The organism is Chryseobacterium piscicola (assembly GCF_900156685.1).
In the GTDB taxonomy this organism is placed as follows: domain Bacteria; phylum Bacteroidota; class Bacteroidia; order Flavobacteriales; family Weeksellaceae; genus Chryseobacterium; species Chryseobacterium piscicola.
Genome location: NZ_FTOJ01000011.1, coordinates 58,616 through 76,406, shown reverse-complemented (window position 1 = coordinate 76,406; position 17,791 = coordinate 58,616). Strand labels below are relative to the sequence as shown.

Genomic DNA, 17,791 nt, shown 5'->3' with positions numbered 1-17,791 from the left:
ATTTTAAGGAAATTTTTCAACTTTAGGGCTGGGAATAAAATTTAATTTAAAAAAATTACTTCTTCATAATTTTCACAACTACTTCTGCATCGTTGATTCTTACTAAATAAAAACCCTGAGCAAGATCTGAAATATTGATTTGGTTATTTTGAAACTTTCCTTTTCTAACCATTTGCCCCGAGGCATTGTATATCTGAAAGTAATAATCTTTTCTCACATCCGCTTTGATGTAAAGAATATCTTGTACAGGATTTGGGAATAATGAGATTTGATTTTTAATTTCTTTTTCTTGAATTTGTTTTTCAGTAAACACATTATTTGCCATAAATGCCCCTGCTTGAGTAACTGGAATTGCAGGAATAGGCCCTGCTTGATTGCCCACAGCATTAGAATTAACTTTCACGCAACGGCAGTTCATACCAAAATAAGGATCATTGTTATCATGGAATGCGATCATTCTATTGGCCGTTGAAGCGGCATCAAAAAGAATATTGATTGATCTTCCTATGTAGTTTGAATTCAATGCAGCCGTCCAAACTCCTGGATATTGGTAGTTATTGACATTATAAGTGCCGTCCGCGGTTTGATTAGCCGTTACACTTCTAAATCCCCTTGATCCTGAATTCGGAAAATTACCTACATTGTACGCCGGATTATTGTAAATATACCCGATTGTAGTAGTTGTACTGTTTCTTACCCTTGTTCCTAAATAATCTGTGATTACACCGTAACTTGTAGCTACTTTTTTATCTTTTTTATACCAAGGTGAAATTCCGAAATCTCTGTTTGAAATGATTGCTGTACTTGTAAGATCGGGAATCCTCCAACCATCTGGACAAGGATCATAAACAGATTTTTCACCACCTCTTCCCCATCGGTCTGCAGCTAAATTGGGTTCATTAGAGATCCAATCTGTTCCGTTGGTATAGTTCGGAACCGCAGAATTATACGGTGCAAAAGCACTCGGTATCATGTATACCAAAGGATTTTTTACAGAATAAGATAAAATTTTAGCCAATTTTTCAGGAACAGTGTCCTGAGTAACTATATTGGCATTACTTGCATTTGAATAGGTGTTGTAAGGAACAATATAATTACCTGAAAGGTTATTGTAATTAGCATAACTAAGAGCCGTGTAAGCAACCGCTCCATTTGCCAATACATTTCCTAAATAAATACTGTAAGAAGCTCTATTATCCGTATGCTGAAACGGAGGGATTGGATCTTTTCTTCCCCATTGATACTGCATTCCCGTAGAAGCTCTAATCTGAGAAAGCTCTGCAGCATTGGGCGACAACGGGTTTGCCACTATCGGAAAAGCATCTGTTGCACCAAGATTCCTGTCCATAAATTCGGTTTTTAACACATCCCCTTTTTGTACATAGTTTACATAATTCGGCGCATTAGAATTCGGGGTTTCTGTAGCATAGGTGAAAGAAGAAATTGCTGTGTCTGTTACCCAAATATGCCATGACCAATAAACTGGGTTTGAAACACTTCCGTTATGAAGTGTAATTACAGCGTTTCCACTTTGGTTAGGATTTATATTGACCTGAATATTAGTATTAGAAAGATCTGCAAAACTTGACGGAGACGGATTTGATAAAGTAACCGATCCTATAAGTGAAGTATTGGTAGACCAAAGCACATTTGCTTTTAAACTATTAAAATTTGTGGAGTTAAGAATTGTTTTGTTATTAAGCAATTGACTTTGAACAGAAAACGCTTTCGAAACCGGAATCTGCATCAAAGTTGATGTTGCACTTTTTACAATTTGATAAGTATTTGGATTTTTCAGCCCATCAGTATAATCTGTTGGTTCATCATAAAACTCCGTAGGATAATTGTAGTTGTGAACAATATATCCCGGATCTTGAATACATCTGCAAGCATTGGCATCTGAGGTTTTCGCAGTTGATGTCGGCATGTACCAATATCTACCTTTTACAGTATTGTCTGCGGGATTTGGAGTATCAGCTTGATATTTATCTGGCACCATAAATAGTGCTCTTGCCGAAACAGCAGGTGTAGAATCTGAAAGTCTAGTCATGGTAGAAGTCCATAAACCTACCTGATGTTGGTCTGTGTACTGCCCCAGTTGTGAATTTATTGCCAACTGTCCTGTTCCTGGGAATTTTCCCATATTGAAACCTCCAACAGAAGTCATATCAAAACCTACATTTGGATAAATTTTAAATCCCGTCATAAATGAAGGCACTCCCACATCTGAAGGTTTTATTATATGATTTCCTGCACTTTCGAAGGCTGTTTTCCCAAGACTTGTACGAACACCAAATGGTGAAAAGTCTATCCTCACATCGTCGACGTAAGTTGATGAAGCCAAATTGGCAACCAACATAGAAGGCAAACGCCATCCATTGGGACAAGGATCAAATGGAGATTTTCTTCGGTATGGCTGTGCAGCGGCGTCTGTATTATAATTTGAATCCACAAGTCCTTCTGCATTATCTGACCAAAGATTTAATTTAGGCAAATCTTGAGCAGCAATATCTGAAGATGCACCAAACCAGTTGTACATCAAATTCGTATTATTATTGTAATAAGCTGGTCCGGAAAGATCGTCTTTATAAACGTAAATCGGACTTAAAGGATTGTTAATTGCCAAACCGATATTATTTTCCACACTGGAAGAAGAAAGCGGAGTAAACAGTCTAAGGTTGTCAAAATTAACAGCATTGTTGAAATTTTTAGCGCCTCTATGACGCACTCTTCCTACACTTCCGGAAACTTCATAAAAATCATCTCCCCTTAAAACCAATGGCGGAATAGGATCTTTTCTACCCCATTGGTATAATAGGCCACCGCTTCTGTTCCATTCTCCTGAAGTATTAGATGAAGAAATAGCGCCCAAGTTTCTATCCATCCATTTCCAATCGCCCGCAGGAATTATTTCTGTATCGCCGTTGGCAGTTTCTCTCTTTACATTCTCAAAACTTCTGTAAGTAGAGCCGTCTGTAGGATTATCTGTTACCCAAACGTGCCACGACCAAGCTATTTTACCATCTATTTTAAATGCAATTACGGCATTACCTTTTTTTGCTTTATTTACTGGGACAACAATTTTTGCTTCTTCTTGGGTACCATTAATCCGAAGCCTGTATCCTCCACTGGTTTTAATTAAACCATGATTATCTTCCCAAAGAAGTTCTGCAGAAATTTTACCATCGTAATTAAAATTGTTCTTGTTTAGATACTTATAAAAAGTCCAAACTGCGTATGCTTTTTTTACTGGGATATAGATTCCGTCATTGGAAGTTGAAGGATCGAATATATAGCTATTTGGAGCAAAAAGCCAAGGGTAAGTATATACTCGTGAAGCACTTATATTTGGATCAACAGGGATTTTTGCTGCGTTGACAATTCCATGAGATGATGGATCAGCATTGGCTAACGTTTGTTGTGCCTTAGCATTGCCCACGCTCAAAAAGACAATACCCAGACACATGCCGGTCTGAAAAATAGATTTTTGTTTCATAATAAATTCAATACAAAGTTTAGTCTTTAGTTATTAAACCACAACTTGTTACAAAAAAAATATGTTACAATTCATGTTTATACATAAATATACGAAAACATAATTTTAATATAAATAGTAATAATTCAACGAAAGCAAAAATATGTATTTAAATTCACAATTTTTAAAAATGAAAATTAATTTTTCTTTATGATTAAAAGAAATGATTTGGAAAAAAATGGCAATTAAGGCAAGAGATAGTTGTTGTAACGGTCTATGGTGAAATTTCCGTTAACAATATTTTTGAAGCTTGAGAAAACAACAAAATTGAAAATAAACAATGAGATAATAAATGTGTAAATCAACCTTTTGGTAGCATCATTTACTACATACATTGTATTGATAATTATAATGTAAGAAAAGCCAATAAAAGCTCCCGCAAGACGGGAAGAGAAAATAGGATTGTTTCTGAATATAAAGTAGGCACAAATACCAATTACTGCATAATTTCTATGATATTCGTAGTAAGGGAATTTCTCCTTCATTTGATTATCAAAGAAGAAAATGAAAAATGTAAGGATAGCCATTAAGCCTTCCGGTACACCAAAACCACCGTTGAGACGAGTTACAGATTCATCCACATACCCATTGAAACCCTCCACAAGAATGTTATCCGAAGCAACACCCTCTAAAAAACTACCGAAAACACGATAGACTTCAAATGGAGAAAGAAAGATAGAAGTAATAATTGCACTCAACATTACCACTTTATTAATCGGGATTCTCGCCACCCAATACATTGGCAGAAATACATAGCAAACGTTGTGAATTCCTGCCCCAATCAAGATAAATAAAACATACATAAAAAGTTGTCTTGATTTTATGTACTTGATTGAATAATACACTATAAACGAACCTAAACACTGCCTAATCTGCCCACTTTCTCCAATAAAAAAACCGGGGATAAACATAAAAAGAATAAATGTAAAGGGATAAAAGGTATTTTCTTCTACATATTCTATCTTAAAATACATTGTAATGGCAGCAATGACCAAAGTCAACATATAGAAAGGTGCATTGAAGACATTGAGCAATACCTTATTGATAAGTATAAAAAGCCACTCTAGCTCAAATGGCGTGGGCGGTTCCAAATACAAAGCTTTACAGAGAATACTTATGTAATCTATCTGATCCGAAAAAGCATAGATACCAACATAGCTTCCATAATCTGGACCTACAAACTTCCGCAGACCCGCTATTAAGATTAGAAATAGGGCCAAATACCAAAGATATTTTTTCTCGACTCTGCGGCCAAAGACTTCTTGTGCACTGAAAACCAGCAACACAATAAAAACTATCAGGTAATAAGGGTGAAATAAACTCATTTATGTTTTCTGAAAATAATTTACATTTTGAGACGAAATAACCAAAGCCCCGAGCAAAAGCGGAAGAAAAAGTCTCGTTTCCCAAAACAGCCCCACAAAAGTAATCATTCCAAGGTAAGGAACAGAAAGTATCAAAAAATTTCTCAAAATATTCCGTTCCGCAACTCCGCAAAGTTCGTAAATAAAGTACAAAAACAAAATTCCAAAAACCAATCCTACAAAATTAAACGGGCTGGTAAAATTTTGAACTAAATAAAATCCTTCTGCAAGAGAAGCCTGTTGGGGAATCATCAAACGCAAAATCACGTAAGGAATAATAAACGCCAAAACAAGCAATAAAATTTCTTTGTAAAAAGCGAAATTTTTAATCCTAAAACTTTGATAATCAAAAAACAAAGCACCAAAAAAAGCAATATTAAGACAAGCTGTTTCTCTTACAAACGTGGAAATAAAAATAACTCCACACAGATAAAGCAAATCTTTATTTTGTTTAAACTTTGCAAATCTCAAACTAAAAAACATTCCAGAAAGAAAGAAAAAAATCGCAATAGAATCACAATTGGTGGGTACGTACTGCACTACAACCATTAGAAAAATTCCAAAAAAGTGAAGTAATTTTCTCAACCTTGGATCTGAAGCAAAAAGATTAGGATTAAATCTTAAAATTTTATCCAAAACCAAAGATGAAGCGATAAAAAAGAAAACATTAATAACAAAAAAACTATGGTAAAAGATGCTCCCGTTCTTTACAATGAAAGGCTTTATAGAAAGTAAGTAAGAGTTTACGAAATAAGTAAGAAAATCGGTGACCTGAACTGTCAAGAAATTAGGAATTACCCGATAAGCATAAACCGAAGAAAACATAAAATCTGGAGCCCTCTCCATGGTTTTCAGCTTTACATACGAAGATTCAAAGCCGTAATACACGATGAAAAACAACAAAAAAGGAAGAATTGCTGTAAAAAGAACCGAACTTATTTTTTCATCATTGTTTTGCAACATACCCAATAGAATGTCATATTTTCACCTAAGCAGATCACTTAAGTCTTGCAAAAGTAGAATATTTTACTGATTATCAGCAAAACTTCGCCTATAAAGTTTTGACCTTAATCCTAAAAAATTAAATTTGCAACTTGATTAAACTAGGCTATGCATCGCTTTTTCATCCAATTATATTATCTAATCTCAAAAAACCGAGTTTTTTCCTTAGCCGTGGCTTTGGGAATTCTTATTGTTTGTGGTTTTTTTGCATCAAAAATTAATTTTGAAGAAGACATCAATCAAATTATTCCTAAAAACGAAAAGTCTGATCTGACGGCGAAAGTTCTTAAACAACTTAATTTTTCAGATAAAATAATCGTTATTATTGAGAAAAAATCTAAAGATGAAAACTTTCAGCTTTCAGAAACGGCAGATATTTTTTTAAAAAAAATTGAACCTATTCAAAAATACATCAGTTCGATTCAAGGAAAAGTAAATGATAACGAAATTTCAGAAACGTTTGATTTTGTCAATCAGAACCTACCTCTATTTTTAGACGAAAATGATTATACGGAAATTGAAAGAAAGCTCAACAAAGACAGTATTGCAAAGCAGATTGAGAGCAACTACACCTCTTTAGTTTCTCCTACGAGTTTGGTGACAAAAGAATTCATCAAAAAAGATCCATTGGGAATCACTTTTTTAGGAATCAAAAAATTAAATGCTTTAAACATCAGTAAAGATTTTAAGCTCGAAGACAATTACATCGTTACCAAAGACGGCAAAACCCTACTCCTTTTTATCGACCCGAAAAACAAAAGCAACGATACCAAAAACAATGAAGTTTTTGTAAAAAGTTTAAATGAAATCAAGGAAGATATAAACAAAAATTTCAAGGATAAAACTGAAATCAGCTATTTTGGTTCGCCAATAATTGCGGTAGCAAATGCGCAACAGATAAAAAAAGACATTCAAAATACGGTCATTATTTCCATGACGGTTTTGTTGATTTTGCTGATATATTATTTTCGAAATATCTTCACACCATTCATTGTTTTTTTGCCGACCGTTTTTGCGGTTTTCATCTCTCTTATGATTTTGTTTTTCATTAAAGACAAAATATCTGCAATTTCTCTCAGTGTAGGTGCTATTCTCATTGGTATTACGATTGATTATGCTCTGCATATCCTCACCCACTACAAACACAACAATAATATTGAAGAACTTTATAAAGAAATCACACAACCCATAATTCTGAGTAGTGCCACAACCGCAGTTTCTTTTTTATGCTTAGTTTTCGTTCGTTCGGAAGCATTAAAAGATCTTGGCCTTTTTGCAGCGATTACGGTTTTCCTTTCTGCTATTACTGCTTTAGTTATTGTTCCGCAATTGTATCATCCGAAAGAAAAATTAGAAAAAACAAGCACCAATTTTATAGATAAAATTGGAAATTATCCCTACGAAAATAATAAACCTTTAATAATTGTATGCTCCATGATGATTGTTGCCTGTCTTTTCGGCTTCAGACATGTTGGTTTCAATGAAGATATTGGGGATTTAAACTACATTCCGAAAGATTTGAAAACCAACGAAGCTAAGTTGGAAAAACTGTCAGACATCACTTCAAAATCTATTTACACCATTTCTTACGGGAATTCTGAAAATGAAGCTCTTGAAAGAAACTCCAGATTAAGCAATTTCTTGGAAAAAGAAAAACAAGAAGGTAAAATTTTAAGTTATAATTCTATTGGTCATCTTGTTTTGTCTGCAAAAGATCAGCAAAAAAAAATCGAAAAATGGAATTCGTTTTGGAGTCAGAATAAAAAAAATAAGACCATCGCAGAAATGGTAAAAAAAGGAAATGAATTTGGCTTTAACGCATCGGCATTTGATAGGTTCAATGAAAATTTAAATAAGAACTACCCTAATTTAAGTCTAAAAGATTACGAAAAAATAAAAGCATTACAAATCTCTGAATTTCTGAGCAAAGAAAACGGATTTTTCACGGTTTCTAACGTGGTGAAAATAGATGAAAATAAAAGAGACGCTTTCATCAAAGACGTTGAAAAAAATCAGGAAGCTTTGGCTATCGACCGTCAACAGATGAATGAAAATTTCTTAGGTCTTTTGAAAAGAGATTTTAACACCTTGATTAATTATTCTCTTTTGGCAATTATTTTAACAATCATTGTTTTCTTCCGAAATTTTGAATTGTCTTTACTGACCATGTTTCCAATTGTACTAACGGGCGTTGTGACAGCAGGAATTCTCTATTTCTTAGGTCTAGAATTAAATATTTTCAGTACCGTGGTCTGTACTTTGGTTTTTGGCGTGGGCGATGATTTCAGTATTTTCCTCACGAAAGCCATGCAGAAAGAACATACGACAGGCAAAAATGAACTTCCTACTTATCGAATTTCTATCATTCTGGCTGTTTTCACCACCATTTTATCCATTGGGTCTTTAATTTTTGCAAAACATCCGGCTTTACATTCACTCGCTTTAGTTGCTTTGATTGGAATGTTCTCTGTAATTGTGATTACTTCCACTTTATATCCGTTTTGGTTTAGGTTTTTAATTACCAACAGAGCCAAGAAAGGATTATCACCCATTACGTTGAGGTTATTTTTAAATTCAGTTATTTCATTTATATATTATGGTTTAGGTGGATTGATATTTTCTGCCATAGGAAGTGTTTTTGTAAGAAGATCTAGAGGAAAGACTTTAGATTTCATCAAATTACTTTTAGCAAAGTTTCTTACATCTGTTTTGTATACCAACCCTTTTGTAAAGAAAACACTTATTAGAAATCCTAACGAAGATTTTAGCAAACCCGCTGTGATTATAGCCAATCACACATCCTTTCTGGATACTTTAGTCTTAGGAATGGTAAATCATAAAATTATTTACCTCGTCAATGATTGGGTGTATCATTCTCCTGTTTTCGGAAAACTCATAAGAGCTTTAGGATTTTACCCAGTGTCTCAAGGCATTGAAAATGGGATGAATCAATTGAAAGAAAAGATAAAACAAGGCTATTCTTTGGTGGTTTTCCCAGAATCCGAACGCTCATATACGAATGAAGTGAAACGTTTTCACAAAGGTGCTTTTTATATTGCCGAACAATTTTCTTTAGACATCGTTCCCATTTACATTCACGGAAACTCTGAAGTGCAGCCAAAAGGAGATTTCATTATCTACGACGGAAGTATTACAGTAAAAGTAGGCGATAGAATTCGCAAGGAAGATTTAAATTTTGGGAAAAATTATTCTGAAAGAACGAAGAAAGTAAATGCTTATTTCAGGGATGAATTTGCCAAGCTGAGAAACGAATTGGAAGATGAAAATTACTTTAAAAAGAAATTATTGCTGAGCTTTTTATACAAAGAAAATGAGGTAGTAAAACCTGTAAAAGAAGATTTCAATAAAAACAAATCGGTTTATTTTGAATTGAATAAACACATTGCCAAGGACGCTGTTATTTTTCACATCGCTAATGATTTCGGGCAGAAAGACATGCTACTCACACTTCAGCAAGCCGAACGAAAAATCTTCAGCCTGATTAATGATTATGAGAAAAGGTTGGTGGCAAAAAACAGTTATCTGGCACAGAAAAGAAAAATCAATTACATTGATAATCAGTCACAAATCAACAAAAAGATAGATGTACTTTTAATTTCTGATGAAAATTTTAATCTTAATGATATCAAACACTTTCCAGAGACAATAATTTTATTGAATCTTGAAAATCTGCCTTTTGAAAATGAGAAATATAAAAAATCATTTAATTCGGAATCAATAAAAATATTTAGGCACGAGTAATAATTAGGAAATTGCTTATGATTCTGAACGTAATCGTAATTGAAACTATTGCAATTGCTTATGACCAAAAAAACAGTAGAAATTTACATCTGAAAATCATATTTTTGTAATCTATAAAAATTTTTAATGCAAAAAAACATACTTGTCTTATATTATACTCAAACTGGTCAGTTGGAAGATATTGTAAAAAATATTGCACAACCATTTGAAGATAAAAAAGACGAATATAAAGTGATCTACTACAATATTCAGCTGAAAAAAGACTTTCCTTTTCCTTGGCCGAGTAATGTTTTTTTTGACACATTTCCAGAATCTTATCTGCAGATTCCAAGTGAAATACTACCGCCGCCAGAGGAAGTACAGAATACAAAATTTGACCTTATCCTTTTTGGATATCAGGTTTGGTACCTCACACCCTCCATCCCGATTATTTCATTTTTGAAAAGTGGTTTTGCAGAAAATATTCTAAAAGGCACGCCAGTTGTTACCATCTCCGGAACACGAAATATGTGGATGCTTTCACAAGAAAAACTGAAAGTTTATTTGAAAAATCTAGACGCAAAATTAGTAGGAAATATTGCATTAGTAGACCGAAGAGACAATTACACAAGCGTCTTAACAATTCTTCGCTGGATGACAACCGGACAAAAAGAAAAATCTGGAATCTTACCTGCTGCTGGAGTTTCAAACGACGAAATTAATGGAGCCGGAAAATATGGGATGATTATTGAAAACCATTTTAAGAATAATAATCTCGGCAATCTACAGCCCGAATTAGTAAAAAAAGGAGCCGTAGAAATCAGAGCCTTTCTAGTAAGAGTAGAGAAAGTGGGCAACAAGATCTTCACGATTTGGTCTAATTTAATTATTAAGAAAAAAGAAAAAAGACCAATGCTAATAAAGTTCTTTAAAATATATTTGATGGCAGCAATCTGGATAATTTCGCCCATTGTGTTGATTTTTCATATCTTACTTGCTCCAATTTTATGGACAAAAAGACAAAAACAGAAAAAATATTTACAAGGAATTAATTTAAAATAGAAATGTACGACGTATTTATAACAAAAGCTTCAACATACTTACCCAATGAGCCAATTTCTAATGACGAAATGGAGAGCTACCTTGGTTTGGTAAACAATACACCTTCTAAGGCGAGAGCTTTGATTCTAAGAAACAATAAAATCAAAACGAGATATTACGCTTTAGATAAAAAAGGAAACCCCACCCACACCAACGCACAAATTACGGCAAAAGCCGTTGAAGGGCTTTTTGATGAAAATTTCACCAAAGAAAATATGCAATTGCTTTCTTGCGGAACATCTTCTGCAGATCAAGTGCAGCCTTCACATTCTTCTATGGTACATGGCGAGCTTAATATCGGGAAATCAATCGAAATAAATACCGCAACTGGGCTTTGTAATTCGGGAATGAACGCCTTAAACTACGGCTTTCTTAATGTAAAAGCGGGAATAAAAGAAAACGCAGTCTGCGTAGGTTCTGAAAGAATGTCTGCATGGATGACTGCAGATAAATTCAATCACGAAACAGAAAACTTGAAGCTTTTGGAAGAAAGACCCATCGTTGCTTTCAAAAGAGAGTTTTTAAGATGGATGCTTTCCGACGGAGCAGGAGCATTTCTCTTAGAAAACAAACCTAGAGAAAACGAAACTTCTTTGAAAATAGAATGGATTGACTTCTACTCTTACGCTCACGAAATCGAAGCATGCATGTATTCTGGTTGTGAAAAACAAGAGGATGGAAGTTTAAAATCTTGGGCAGAATATCCTGCTGAAGAGTGGCTTAACCAATCGATTTTCGCATTAAAACAAGATACTAAAATTCTTGATAAATACATTTTGGTAAAAGGTGCTGAAAGTTTAAAGTCTTCATTTGACAAACACCAGCTTGATCCAGAATCTGTAGATCACGTTTTGGCACATATTTCTTCAGGCTATTTTAAAGAAGGCTTGAAAGAAGAATTTGCCAATGTAGGTCTTGATTTCCCTTGGGAAAAATGGTTTTACAATCTTTCTGAAGTAGGAAACATAGGCGCAGGATCTATCTTTATCGCTGTAGAACAACTTCTGAATTCTGGAAATTTAAAGAAAGGCGAAAAAGTACTTCTTTGCGTTCCTGAAAGTGGGAGATTTGCTTATTCTTGCGCTTTATTAACCGTTTGCTAATGAATATGTCTTTGCCAACATATAACCAGAATTTCGTAGAAAGTTTAATTCCCCAGAAATTTCCTTTTGTGATGGTAAGCGGAATTTCAGAATACTCTGAGGAATTTTTGGTTTCAGGATTTGAAATTAAAGAAGATAATATTTTTGTGCACGAAGGTACGTTTCAAGCTTCAGGATTAATTGAACATCAGGCGCAAAGCGTTGCCCTTCATACAGGATACAAATTTTACCTTTTAGGAAAAGAAGCTCCGACTGGCTACATTGGCGCCATCAAAACCTTTGAAGCTACCATTTTACCAAAAATCGGTAATCTATTGGTTTCTGAAGTAAAAATCATTAATGAAATGATGGGCGTAACTTTGGTTGAAATCGTTACTAAAATTGATGGTGTAATTATCGCTAAATCTGAAATGAAAACCGTTGTAAAATAGAGAAAATCATTTTTTTTACCACAACTCTAAAGGTACAAAATTGATTTAAACATAAAAAAATATGGATTTAAAGGAAGAAAACCACATCAACATTCATCATTTTTTACCTCATCGTGAGCCGATGTTAATGGCTGATTATATTCTTGAGCTTACTCCGGAAAAGGTTATTACTTCTTTTAAAATTAAATCCGATAATATTTTCCTTCAAGATAATCAATTTACGGAAGCTGGATTAATTGAACATTCGGCTCAAACCTCATCCTCGATTCTTGGGCAGAGCTTCTTCGAAAATCAGGAATCAAATACGAAAGTAATAGGATTTATTACCAACATTAAAAAGATTGAAATTTTTGCACTTCCAAAAATTGGTGAGACCATTATCTCTAAAGCCTCTTTAATTTCAAAATACGAAAACATTTGCCAGATTTTCTGCGAAACTTTTTTAGGAGAAAAAGTATTGATTCGTACGGAGATTAGCTTGTTTATTCAGGAGATTTAATACTTGAAATTATTATAAAATAAAGAAGTCAATTTTAAAGTTGGCTTTTTTTATTGATTAAATTCTCGATATATTTGGTGAAAATAATAGTATGAGCGTTAAAGTAAGATTTTATTCCTACGATATAGAATTTGAGTTTGAAAACTCTGTAGAATTTCCTGTAGCACCTGCCGTCGGTGATGAGGTGAATCTGATTTCATTTTTTAAATATAAAACTTCTGAAAGATTAGAATACGTGAATAACATGGAAGATCTTTACCTGTATGAAAATGCCTTGGTAGTAGAACGTACTTGGAGCAATGATTTAGAAAAAAACGAAGTTTATCTTTTGATCCAATTGAAATATAAGAAGAGAAAGTAAATTATCTTTCATTTGTAAACATTGTAAAGTTCAATTACCACCAAAAAAAAGTGAAGCATTTCTGCTTCACTTCAAAGAATTGATATTTAGAAAAATTAGTATCCAAAGATTTCCTCAAGGGTAACTTCTTTGAATTCTCCCATTTTGTTGATTGATTCCATATTCAGGTTTTCTTTTTTCCCGATAATGGCGGTGTTGTATTTTAGTGGTTTAATCTCAGTATTGTAGAAATTGGTAAGCTGTGGTAAGCTTAAATTTTGAATTTCTGCATAAACATCTTTTCTGATATCGTAATCTACCCCCAACTTCTTCAATGCTAGTTGATTGTAAAAAATACTCGTTCTATTAATTCTGTTAGATGCTATTTGCTTTAAAGCTGATCCTTTAGAATTCTCAAACTGTGCCGGGATTTGCGGAAAATCTGCCATCAAATCATTCATTGCATTTACCGCAAGAGGTAATTTGTTTGCTTGAGTTCCGATGTAGTTGGTTACATAGTTTGGATGATTTTTTTCTGAAGCTGTACCAAAAGAAACATACGCCGAATAAGCTAATGACTTGCTCTCTCTGATCTCCTGGAAAACGATAGACGACAGTCCGCGTCCGAAATATTCATTAAATACATTGGCTTTCCCGAAGTCTGCTAAGTTGACGTTGCTTCCTTTGGCAACTTTAGCCATCTCCATCTGCACCATGTCATAAGCCGTGAAATATACCTTTCCTTCAGTTGTTGGCTCTGCATATACTTTTGCTTTCGCAGGCTGCAGTTTTGTATTTTCAATGAATGGTTTAACTGCTTTTTCCAATCCTTTTTGATCTTCACCATAGATGAAAATCTCGTAAGGATATTGGTTTAAGGTCTTGATTTTAGACATCAGCTCACTCACGTTGATACTTTCCAGACGTTGTTTAGAAATAATATCTGTCATTCTAGAATCTTTGCCATATTTCGCATAATTGGAAAGCGCAGACATAATTCTCGTCTTGTCTTTTTTAGCAACTTCTCTGGATTCTAAGATTGTTTTTACAGTTTGGTTGTAGATTGCTTTATCGGCTTTCACATTGGTCATCCAGTGATTTAGCAATTCTACTCCTTTCTTCATATTGCTTTCCAATCCGCTCAAAGTGATAATGGTTTGGTCATTTGAAGTTCTGAAACTGTTTGATATTCCTAATTTGTAGAATTCTTCTTTCAGCTGTTCAGGAGTATATTTATCAGTCCCCAAATATTGTAAAACGCTTACACCAAGACTCAATTCTTTATCATGATCTGTACCGAAAGGGAAGATATAATTAACCTGAGCTACTTTATTATATTTATTCTGTACGAAACTTACTTTTTTATCTTTTATTTCAGAGGAAGCAATTGCTGTTTTGAAATCAACAAATTGCGGTTTAATATCGCCTGCTTTTATTCCTAAAATATCTTTAAGGAAAGGCGACTGCGCTTCTCTGTTTAGTTTAATTGGCGTAATGGCAGGATTCTGCACTCGAACCAATTTGTCATTTACCCCTTTTTCTTTATAAACAACTACATAATTATCTTTGAAAAACTCATTGGCAAATTTTACAATATCTGCTTTGGTTATTTTTTCGTAATCATTAATTTCGTCTAACTCTTGTTGCCAAGTTCTTTCATTAATGTACGTGCTGTAAAGCGTAGTTGCTAAACCGTCTGCAGTTTCCCAACCCTTCATACGCTGAACTTTCATATCGTTTACGATAGCTTTCAGCATCCAATCTGGGAATTGACCTTTTTTAACTAAATCTAACTGGTCCAGCAACAATTTTTTAGCTTCATCAAAGCTTTGCCCTTCTTTAGGAACAACGTACATTGTAAATGCACCATACGTTTTGTAAGGAGACTCGTAAGCTCCTGCGCTTAGTACTTTTTGTTTTTGGCTGATATTCAAATCAATTAAACCAGCATCACCGCTGTTGCTTAAAATTTCTGCAATCATGCTTGCCAATCTCGCGTCTTTAGTTCCGTAAGAATCAGATCTCCATGCCATTGTTATTCTTGGTGTAGAAGGACTTTTTACAGTTCTGCTTATCACTTGGGTCATGGGTTCTTCAGAAACCATTTTCTTCATCGGAAGTTCTTTGTATTTGAACGTCCCGAAATATTGGTCAACTAATTTTATTGTTTTGTCGAAATCCAAATCTCCAACCAAAACAACCGCCATATTGTTTGGAACATAGTATGTGTCAAAATATTTATGAATCGCCACCATAGAAGGGCTTTTCAGGTGCTCTGAAGTGCCTATTGTTGTTTGTTGTCCGTTCGGATGTTTTGGGAAAAGAGCTTCATTTAAAGCATAATTTACTAAACGACTATCGTTATCTTGCGCTCTATTAAATTCTTCATATACTGCCTCCAACTCTGTATGAAAAAGTCTTAAAACCAGTTCTGAGAAACGTTCTTTCTCAACTTTCAACCATTTCTCTAGTTCGTTAGCCGGAATGTTATTTTTGTAAACTGTCTCATCAAGCCAAGTATGAGCATTGGTTCCTGTTGCTCCTAAAGAAGAAATCGCCTTATCGTATTCGTTAGCAATTGCAAACTTTGAAGCCTCGTTAGAAACCTCATCAATTTTTTTATAAAGTGCTTTTTTCTTTTCAGGATCTTTTTCTGCTTTGTGTTGCTCATAAAGATCAGAAATTTGCTGCAGCAAGACCTTTTCCTTTGCCCAGTCCTGAGTTCCCAAATGTGAAGTTCCTTTGAAAACCATGTGCTCAAGATAATGAGCAAGACCTGTATTATCACTTGGGTCATTGTTTGAACCTGTTCTTACAGGCACGTAAGTTTGGATTCTAGGAGCGTCGTCATTCTTTGCCAAATAAACTTTTAACCCGTTTTTTAAAGTATAAACCCTCACTCCAGCCTGATCATTTTTTACAGTTTCATAGGTATAACCTTGAGCATCGGTCTGTTTCTGTGTTTCAAATTTCTGCGCCATTGCAATGATTGTGCAAAAAAGAGAAACTGAAATAAAAAATTTCTTCATAGTAGAACTTATTAAATCATTTTTATAGTTAAAATAATTAGTACAAAATTTAATGTATCTGTTACAGTTTGTCATTATTTAAAAAAAACTATATTAACAAAGACAATCAATAAAAAATTTCAGCACTATACACCAAGACATTCCATTACACTATGTCCTGCATTTTTATTATTTTAGCATATTCAAAAATCAATAAAATACAGATGCATAAAATACCATCTGAATATTTAAAATCAATTTTTTCAGATGAAAAAACAAGATATTCCACAAGATGAAAGCAATCTTCAATCAGCAAATATGACGGAGATGCTCTATGTGACTGATGAAAACAACAATTACACTACCGCCAACAGCATCGGCTGGGACGCCAAAAAAGCAGCACTCGATGAATCTATGGCGCTCATCAACGAGAGAATTGAAGAGGCAAAACAAAACGTTGCCAACCAGATTGTGAGCCCAATCATCTATTTTATGGAATTTAACAAAATGGATTTGCAGGTTCTCGCGGCTTACGTCGGAATGTGGCAATGGACGGTTAAAAGACACGCAAAACCAAAAATTTTCAAAAAACTCAGTGATTCTACTTTGAAGAAATATGCCGATACGTTCGGAATTTCGGTAGACGAACTCAAAAACTTCGACGGTAAATAATGAAATTGAATTTTGAACACCATCAGACTGCCCACTGCGAAAACGGTGTTGCCTCCAATCTACTTCTCAATAGAGGTTTGAAACTCAGCGAACCAATGATTTTCGGAATCGGTTCCGGATTGTTTTTCGTTTATCTGCCTTTCTTAAAAGTCAATTTTGCGCCGGGTTTCAGCTACCGTCCGATGCCGGGAGCTATTTTCAGCAAGGCTGCAAAAAGGCTTGGAATTAAAATCAAAAGAATAAAATTTTCAAATCCTAAAGAAGCTCAAGCTGCTTTGGAAAAAAATTTAGAACAAAATATCCCGACAGGTCTGCAAGTCGGAGTTTTCAACCTCACGTATTTCCCTGAAGAATATAAATTCCATTTCAACGCTCACAACCTTGTGGTTTACGGAAAAGAGGACGGCAAATTCCTCATCAGCGACCCAGTAATGGATTTCGCAACAACTTTGACGGAAGCTGAACTTGAAAAAGTTCGCTATGCAAAAGGCGCACTCGCTCCAAAAGGTCATATGTATTTCCCGACACACATTCCTGAGAATGTAAATCTGGAAGAAGCTATTAAAAAAGGAATTAAAGATACCTGCAAAAATATGCTGGCTCCCGTTCCGATTATCGGCGTAAAAGCAATGCGTTGGGTAGCCAAAAGCATCCCCAAATGGGCTGAGAAAAAAGGCACAAAAGTGACCAATCATTATCTCGGACAATTAATCAGAATGCAGGAAGAAATCGGGACCGGCGGTGGCGGTTTTAGATTTATTTACGGTGCTTTTTTACAGGAAGCAGCTGTGATTCTTAAAAATGACGAGTTAAAGGAATTATCCAAAGAAATTACCGCCATCGGTGATCTATGGAGAGACTTTGCTGTGGATATTGCCAGAGTTTACAAAAATAGAAATTCGAAAAGCGACATTTACAATCAGCTTTCAAAATCGATGTTGCATATTGCTGATTTGGAAGAGGCTTTTTATAAGAAACTACGAAAAGCGATTTAG

General features: G+C 34.5%; 12 protein-coding genes. 8 read left to right on the top strand and 4 right to left on the bottom strand.

Annotated features, from left to right (window positions below):
* Positions 1–55 precede the first annotated feature (55 nt).
* The 3 genes from BW939_RS14440 to BW939_RS14430 all read right to left on the bottom strand — a co-directional run bounded on the left by BW939_RS14440 (position 56) and on the right by BW939_RS14430 (position 5,862).
* Complete coding sequence (locus BW939_RS14440) at positions 56–3,496, bottom strand: T9SS type A sorting domain-containing protein (RefSeq protein WP_084566672.1); 3,441 nt, start codon at positions 3,494–3,496, stop codon at positions 56–58.
* 224 nt (positions 3,497–3,720) lie between these two features.
* The gene (locus tag BW939_RS14435) at positions 3,721–4,860 is read right to left on the bottom strand and encodes an EpsG family protein (protein ID WP_076452722.1); all 1,140 of its coding nucleotides are present in this window, start codon (positions 4,858–4,860) and stop codon (positions 3,721–3,723) included.
* The gene (locus BW939_RS14430; protein WP_076452721.1) at positions 4,861–5,862 is read right to left on the bottom strand and encodes a hypothetical protein; all 1,002 of its coding nucleotides are present in this window, start codon (positions 5,860–5,862) and stop codon (positions 4,861–4,863) included.
* A 147-nt stretch (positions 5,863–6,009) separates the two neighbouring features.
* Between BW939_RS14430 and BW939_RS14425 the strand changes: the two genes are divergently transcribed.
* The 6 genes from BW939_RS14425 (at position 6,010) to BW939_RS14400 (ending at position 13,137) form a co-directional block, all read left to right on the top strand.
* Positions 6,010–9,663, top strand: a complete 3,654-nt coding sequence (locus tag BW939_RS14425; RefSeq protein ID WP_076452720.1) for an MMPL family transporter — start codon at positions 6,010–6,012, stop codon at positions 9,661–9,663.
* Between the two features lie 126 nt (positions 9,664–9,789).
* Positions 9,790–10,704, top strand: coding sequence for a hypothetical protein (locus tag BW939_RS14420; protein WP_076452719.1), 915 nt, complete (start codon positions 9,790–9,792; stop codon positions 10,702–10,704).
* 2 nt (positions 10,705–10,706) lie between these two features.
* Complete coding sequence (locus BW939_RS14415) at positions 10,707–11,846, top strand: dialkylresorcinol biosynthesis protein DarB (RefSeq protein WP_076452718.1); 1,140 nt, start codon at positions 10,707–10,709, stop codon at positions 11,844–11,846.
* Positions 11,846–12,277 carry a hotdog family protein gene (locus BW939_RS14410; RefSeq protein ID WP_084566671.1) on the top strand — a complete coding sequence of 144 codons (432 nt, stop codon included), beginning with the start codon at positions 11,846–11,848 and terminating at the stop codon, positions 12,275–12,277. The genes BW939_RS14415 and BW939_RS14410 overlap by 1 nt, the downstream gene beginning before the upstream one ends.
* 61 nt (positions 12,278–12,338) lie before the next feature.
* On the top strand, positions 12,339–12,776 hold the full coding sequence (locus BW939_RS14405; protein ID WP_076452717.1) for a hotdog family protein: 438 nt from the start codon (positions 12,339–12,341) through the stop codon (positions 12,774–12,776).
* A 91-nt stretch (positions 12,777–12,867) separates the two neighbouring features.
* Positions 12,868–13,137: a hypothetical protein gene (locus tag BW939_RS14400; RefSeq protein WP_076452716.1), complete on the top strand. Its 270-nt coding sequence runs from the start codon at positions 12,868–12,870 to the stop codon at positions 13,135–13,137.
* Positions 13,138–13,232: 95 nt separating this feature from the next.
* Here the strand turns inward: BW939_RS14400 and BW939_RS14395 are convergent, their stop codons facing one another.
* Positions 13,233–16,145 (bottom strand): M16 family metallopeptidase, encoded by a 2,913-nt coding sequence (locus BW939_RS14395; RefSeq protein ID WP_076452715.1) that lies wholly within the window; start codon positions 16,143–16,145, stop codon positions 13,233–13,235.
* A gap of 246 nt (positions 16,146–16,391) precedes the next feature.
* Between BW939_RS14395 and BW939_RS14390 the strand changes: the two genes are divergently transcribed.
* Together BW939_RS14390 and BW939_RS14385 are read left to right on the top strand one after the other, a co-directional pair.
* Complete coding sequence (locus tag BW939_RS14390; RefSeq protein WP_028121066.1) at positions 16,392–16,796, top strand: flexirubin biosynthesis protein DarG; 405 nt, start codon at positions 16,392–16,394, stop codon at positions 16,794–16,796.
* The gene (locus tag BW939_RS14385; protein WP_028121065.1) at positions 16,796–17,791 is read left to right on the top strand and encodes a BtrH-related acyltransferase DarH; all 996 of its coding nucleotides are present in this window, start codon (positions 16,796–16,798) and stop codon (positions 17,789–17,791) included. The genes BW939_RS14390 and BW939_RS14385 overlap by 1 nt, the downstream gene beginning before the upstream one ends.

Excerpts from the sequence above, each read along its gene's own strand:
- BW939_RS14385 (WP_028121065.1), top strand. The coding sequence starts at position 16,796 with ATGAAATTGAATTTTGAACACCATCAGACTGCCCACTGCGAAAACGGT.
- BW939_RS14400 (WP_076452716.1), top strand. The coding sequence starts at position 12,868 with ATGAGCGTTAAAGTAAGATTTTATTCCTACGATATAGAATTTGAGTTT.
- BW939_RS14405 (WP_076452717.1), top strand. The coding sequence starts at position 12,339 with ATGGATTTAAAGGAAGAAAACCACATCAACATTCATCATTTTTTACCT.
- BW939_RS14420 (WP_076452719.1), top strand. The coding sequence starts at position 9,790 with ATGCAAAAAAACATACTTGTCTTATATTATACTCAAACTGGTCAGTTG.
- BW939_RS14430 (WP_076452721.1), bottom strand. The coding sequence starts at position 5,862 with ATGTTGCAAAACAATGATGAAAAAATAAGTTCGGTTCTTTTTACAGCA.
- BW939_RS14410 (WP_084566671.1), top strand. The coding sequence starts at position 11,846 with ATGAATATGTCTTTGCCAACATATAACCAGAATTTCGTAGAAAGTTTA.
- BW939_RS14395 (WP_076452715.1), bottom strand. The coding sequence starts at position 16,145 with ATGAAGAAATTTTTTATTTCAGTTTCTCTTTTTTGCACAATCATTGCA.
- BW939_RS14435 (WP_076452722.1), bottom strand. The coding sequence starts at position 4,860 with ATGAGTTTATTTCACCCTTATTACCTGATAGTTTTTATTGTGTTGCTG.
- BW939_RS14440 (WP_084566672.1), bottom strand. The coding sequence starts at position 3,496 with ATGAAACAAAAATCTATTTTTCAGACCGGCATGTGTCTGGGTATTGTC.
- BW939_RS14425 (WP_076452720.1), top strand. The coding sequence starts at position 6,010 with ATGCATCGCTTTTTCATCCAATTATATTATCTAATCTCAAAAAACCGA.
- BW939_RS14390 (WP_028121066.1), top strand. The coding sequence starts at position 16,392 with ATGAAAAAACAAGATATTCCACAAGATGAAAGCAATCTTCAATCAGCA.
- BW939_RS14415 (WP_076452718.1), top strand. The coding sequence starts at position 10,707 with ATGTACGACGTATTTATAACAAAAGCTTCAACATACTTACCCAATGAG.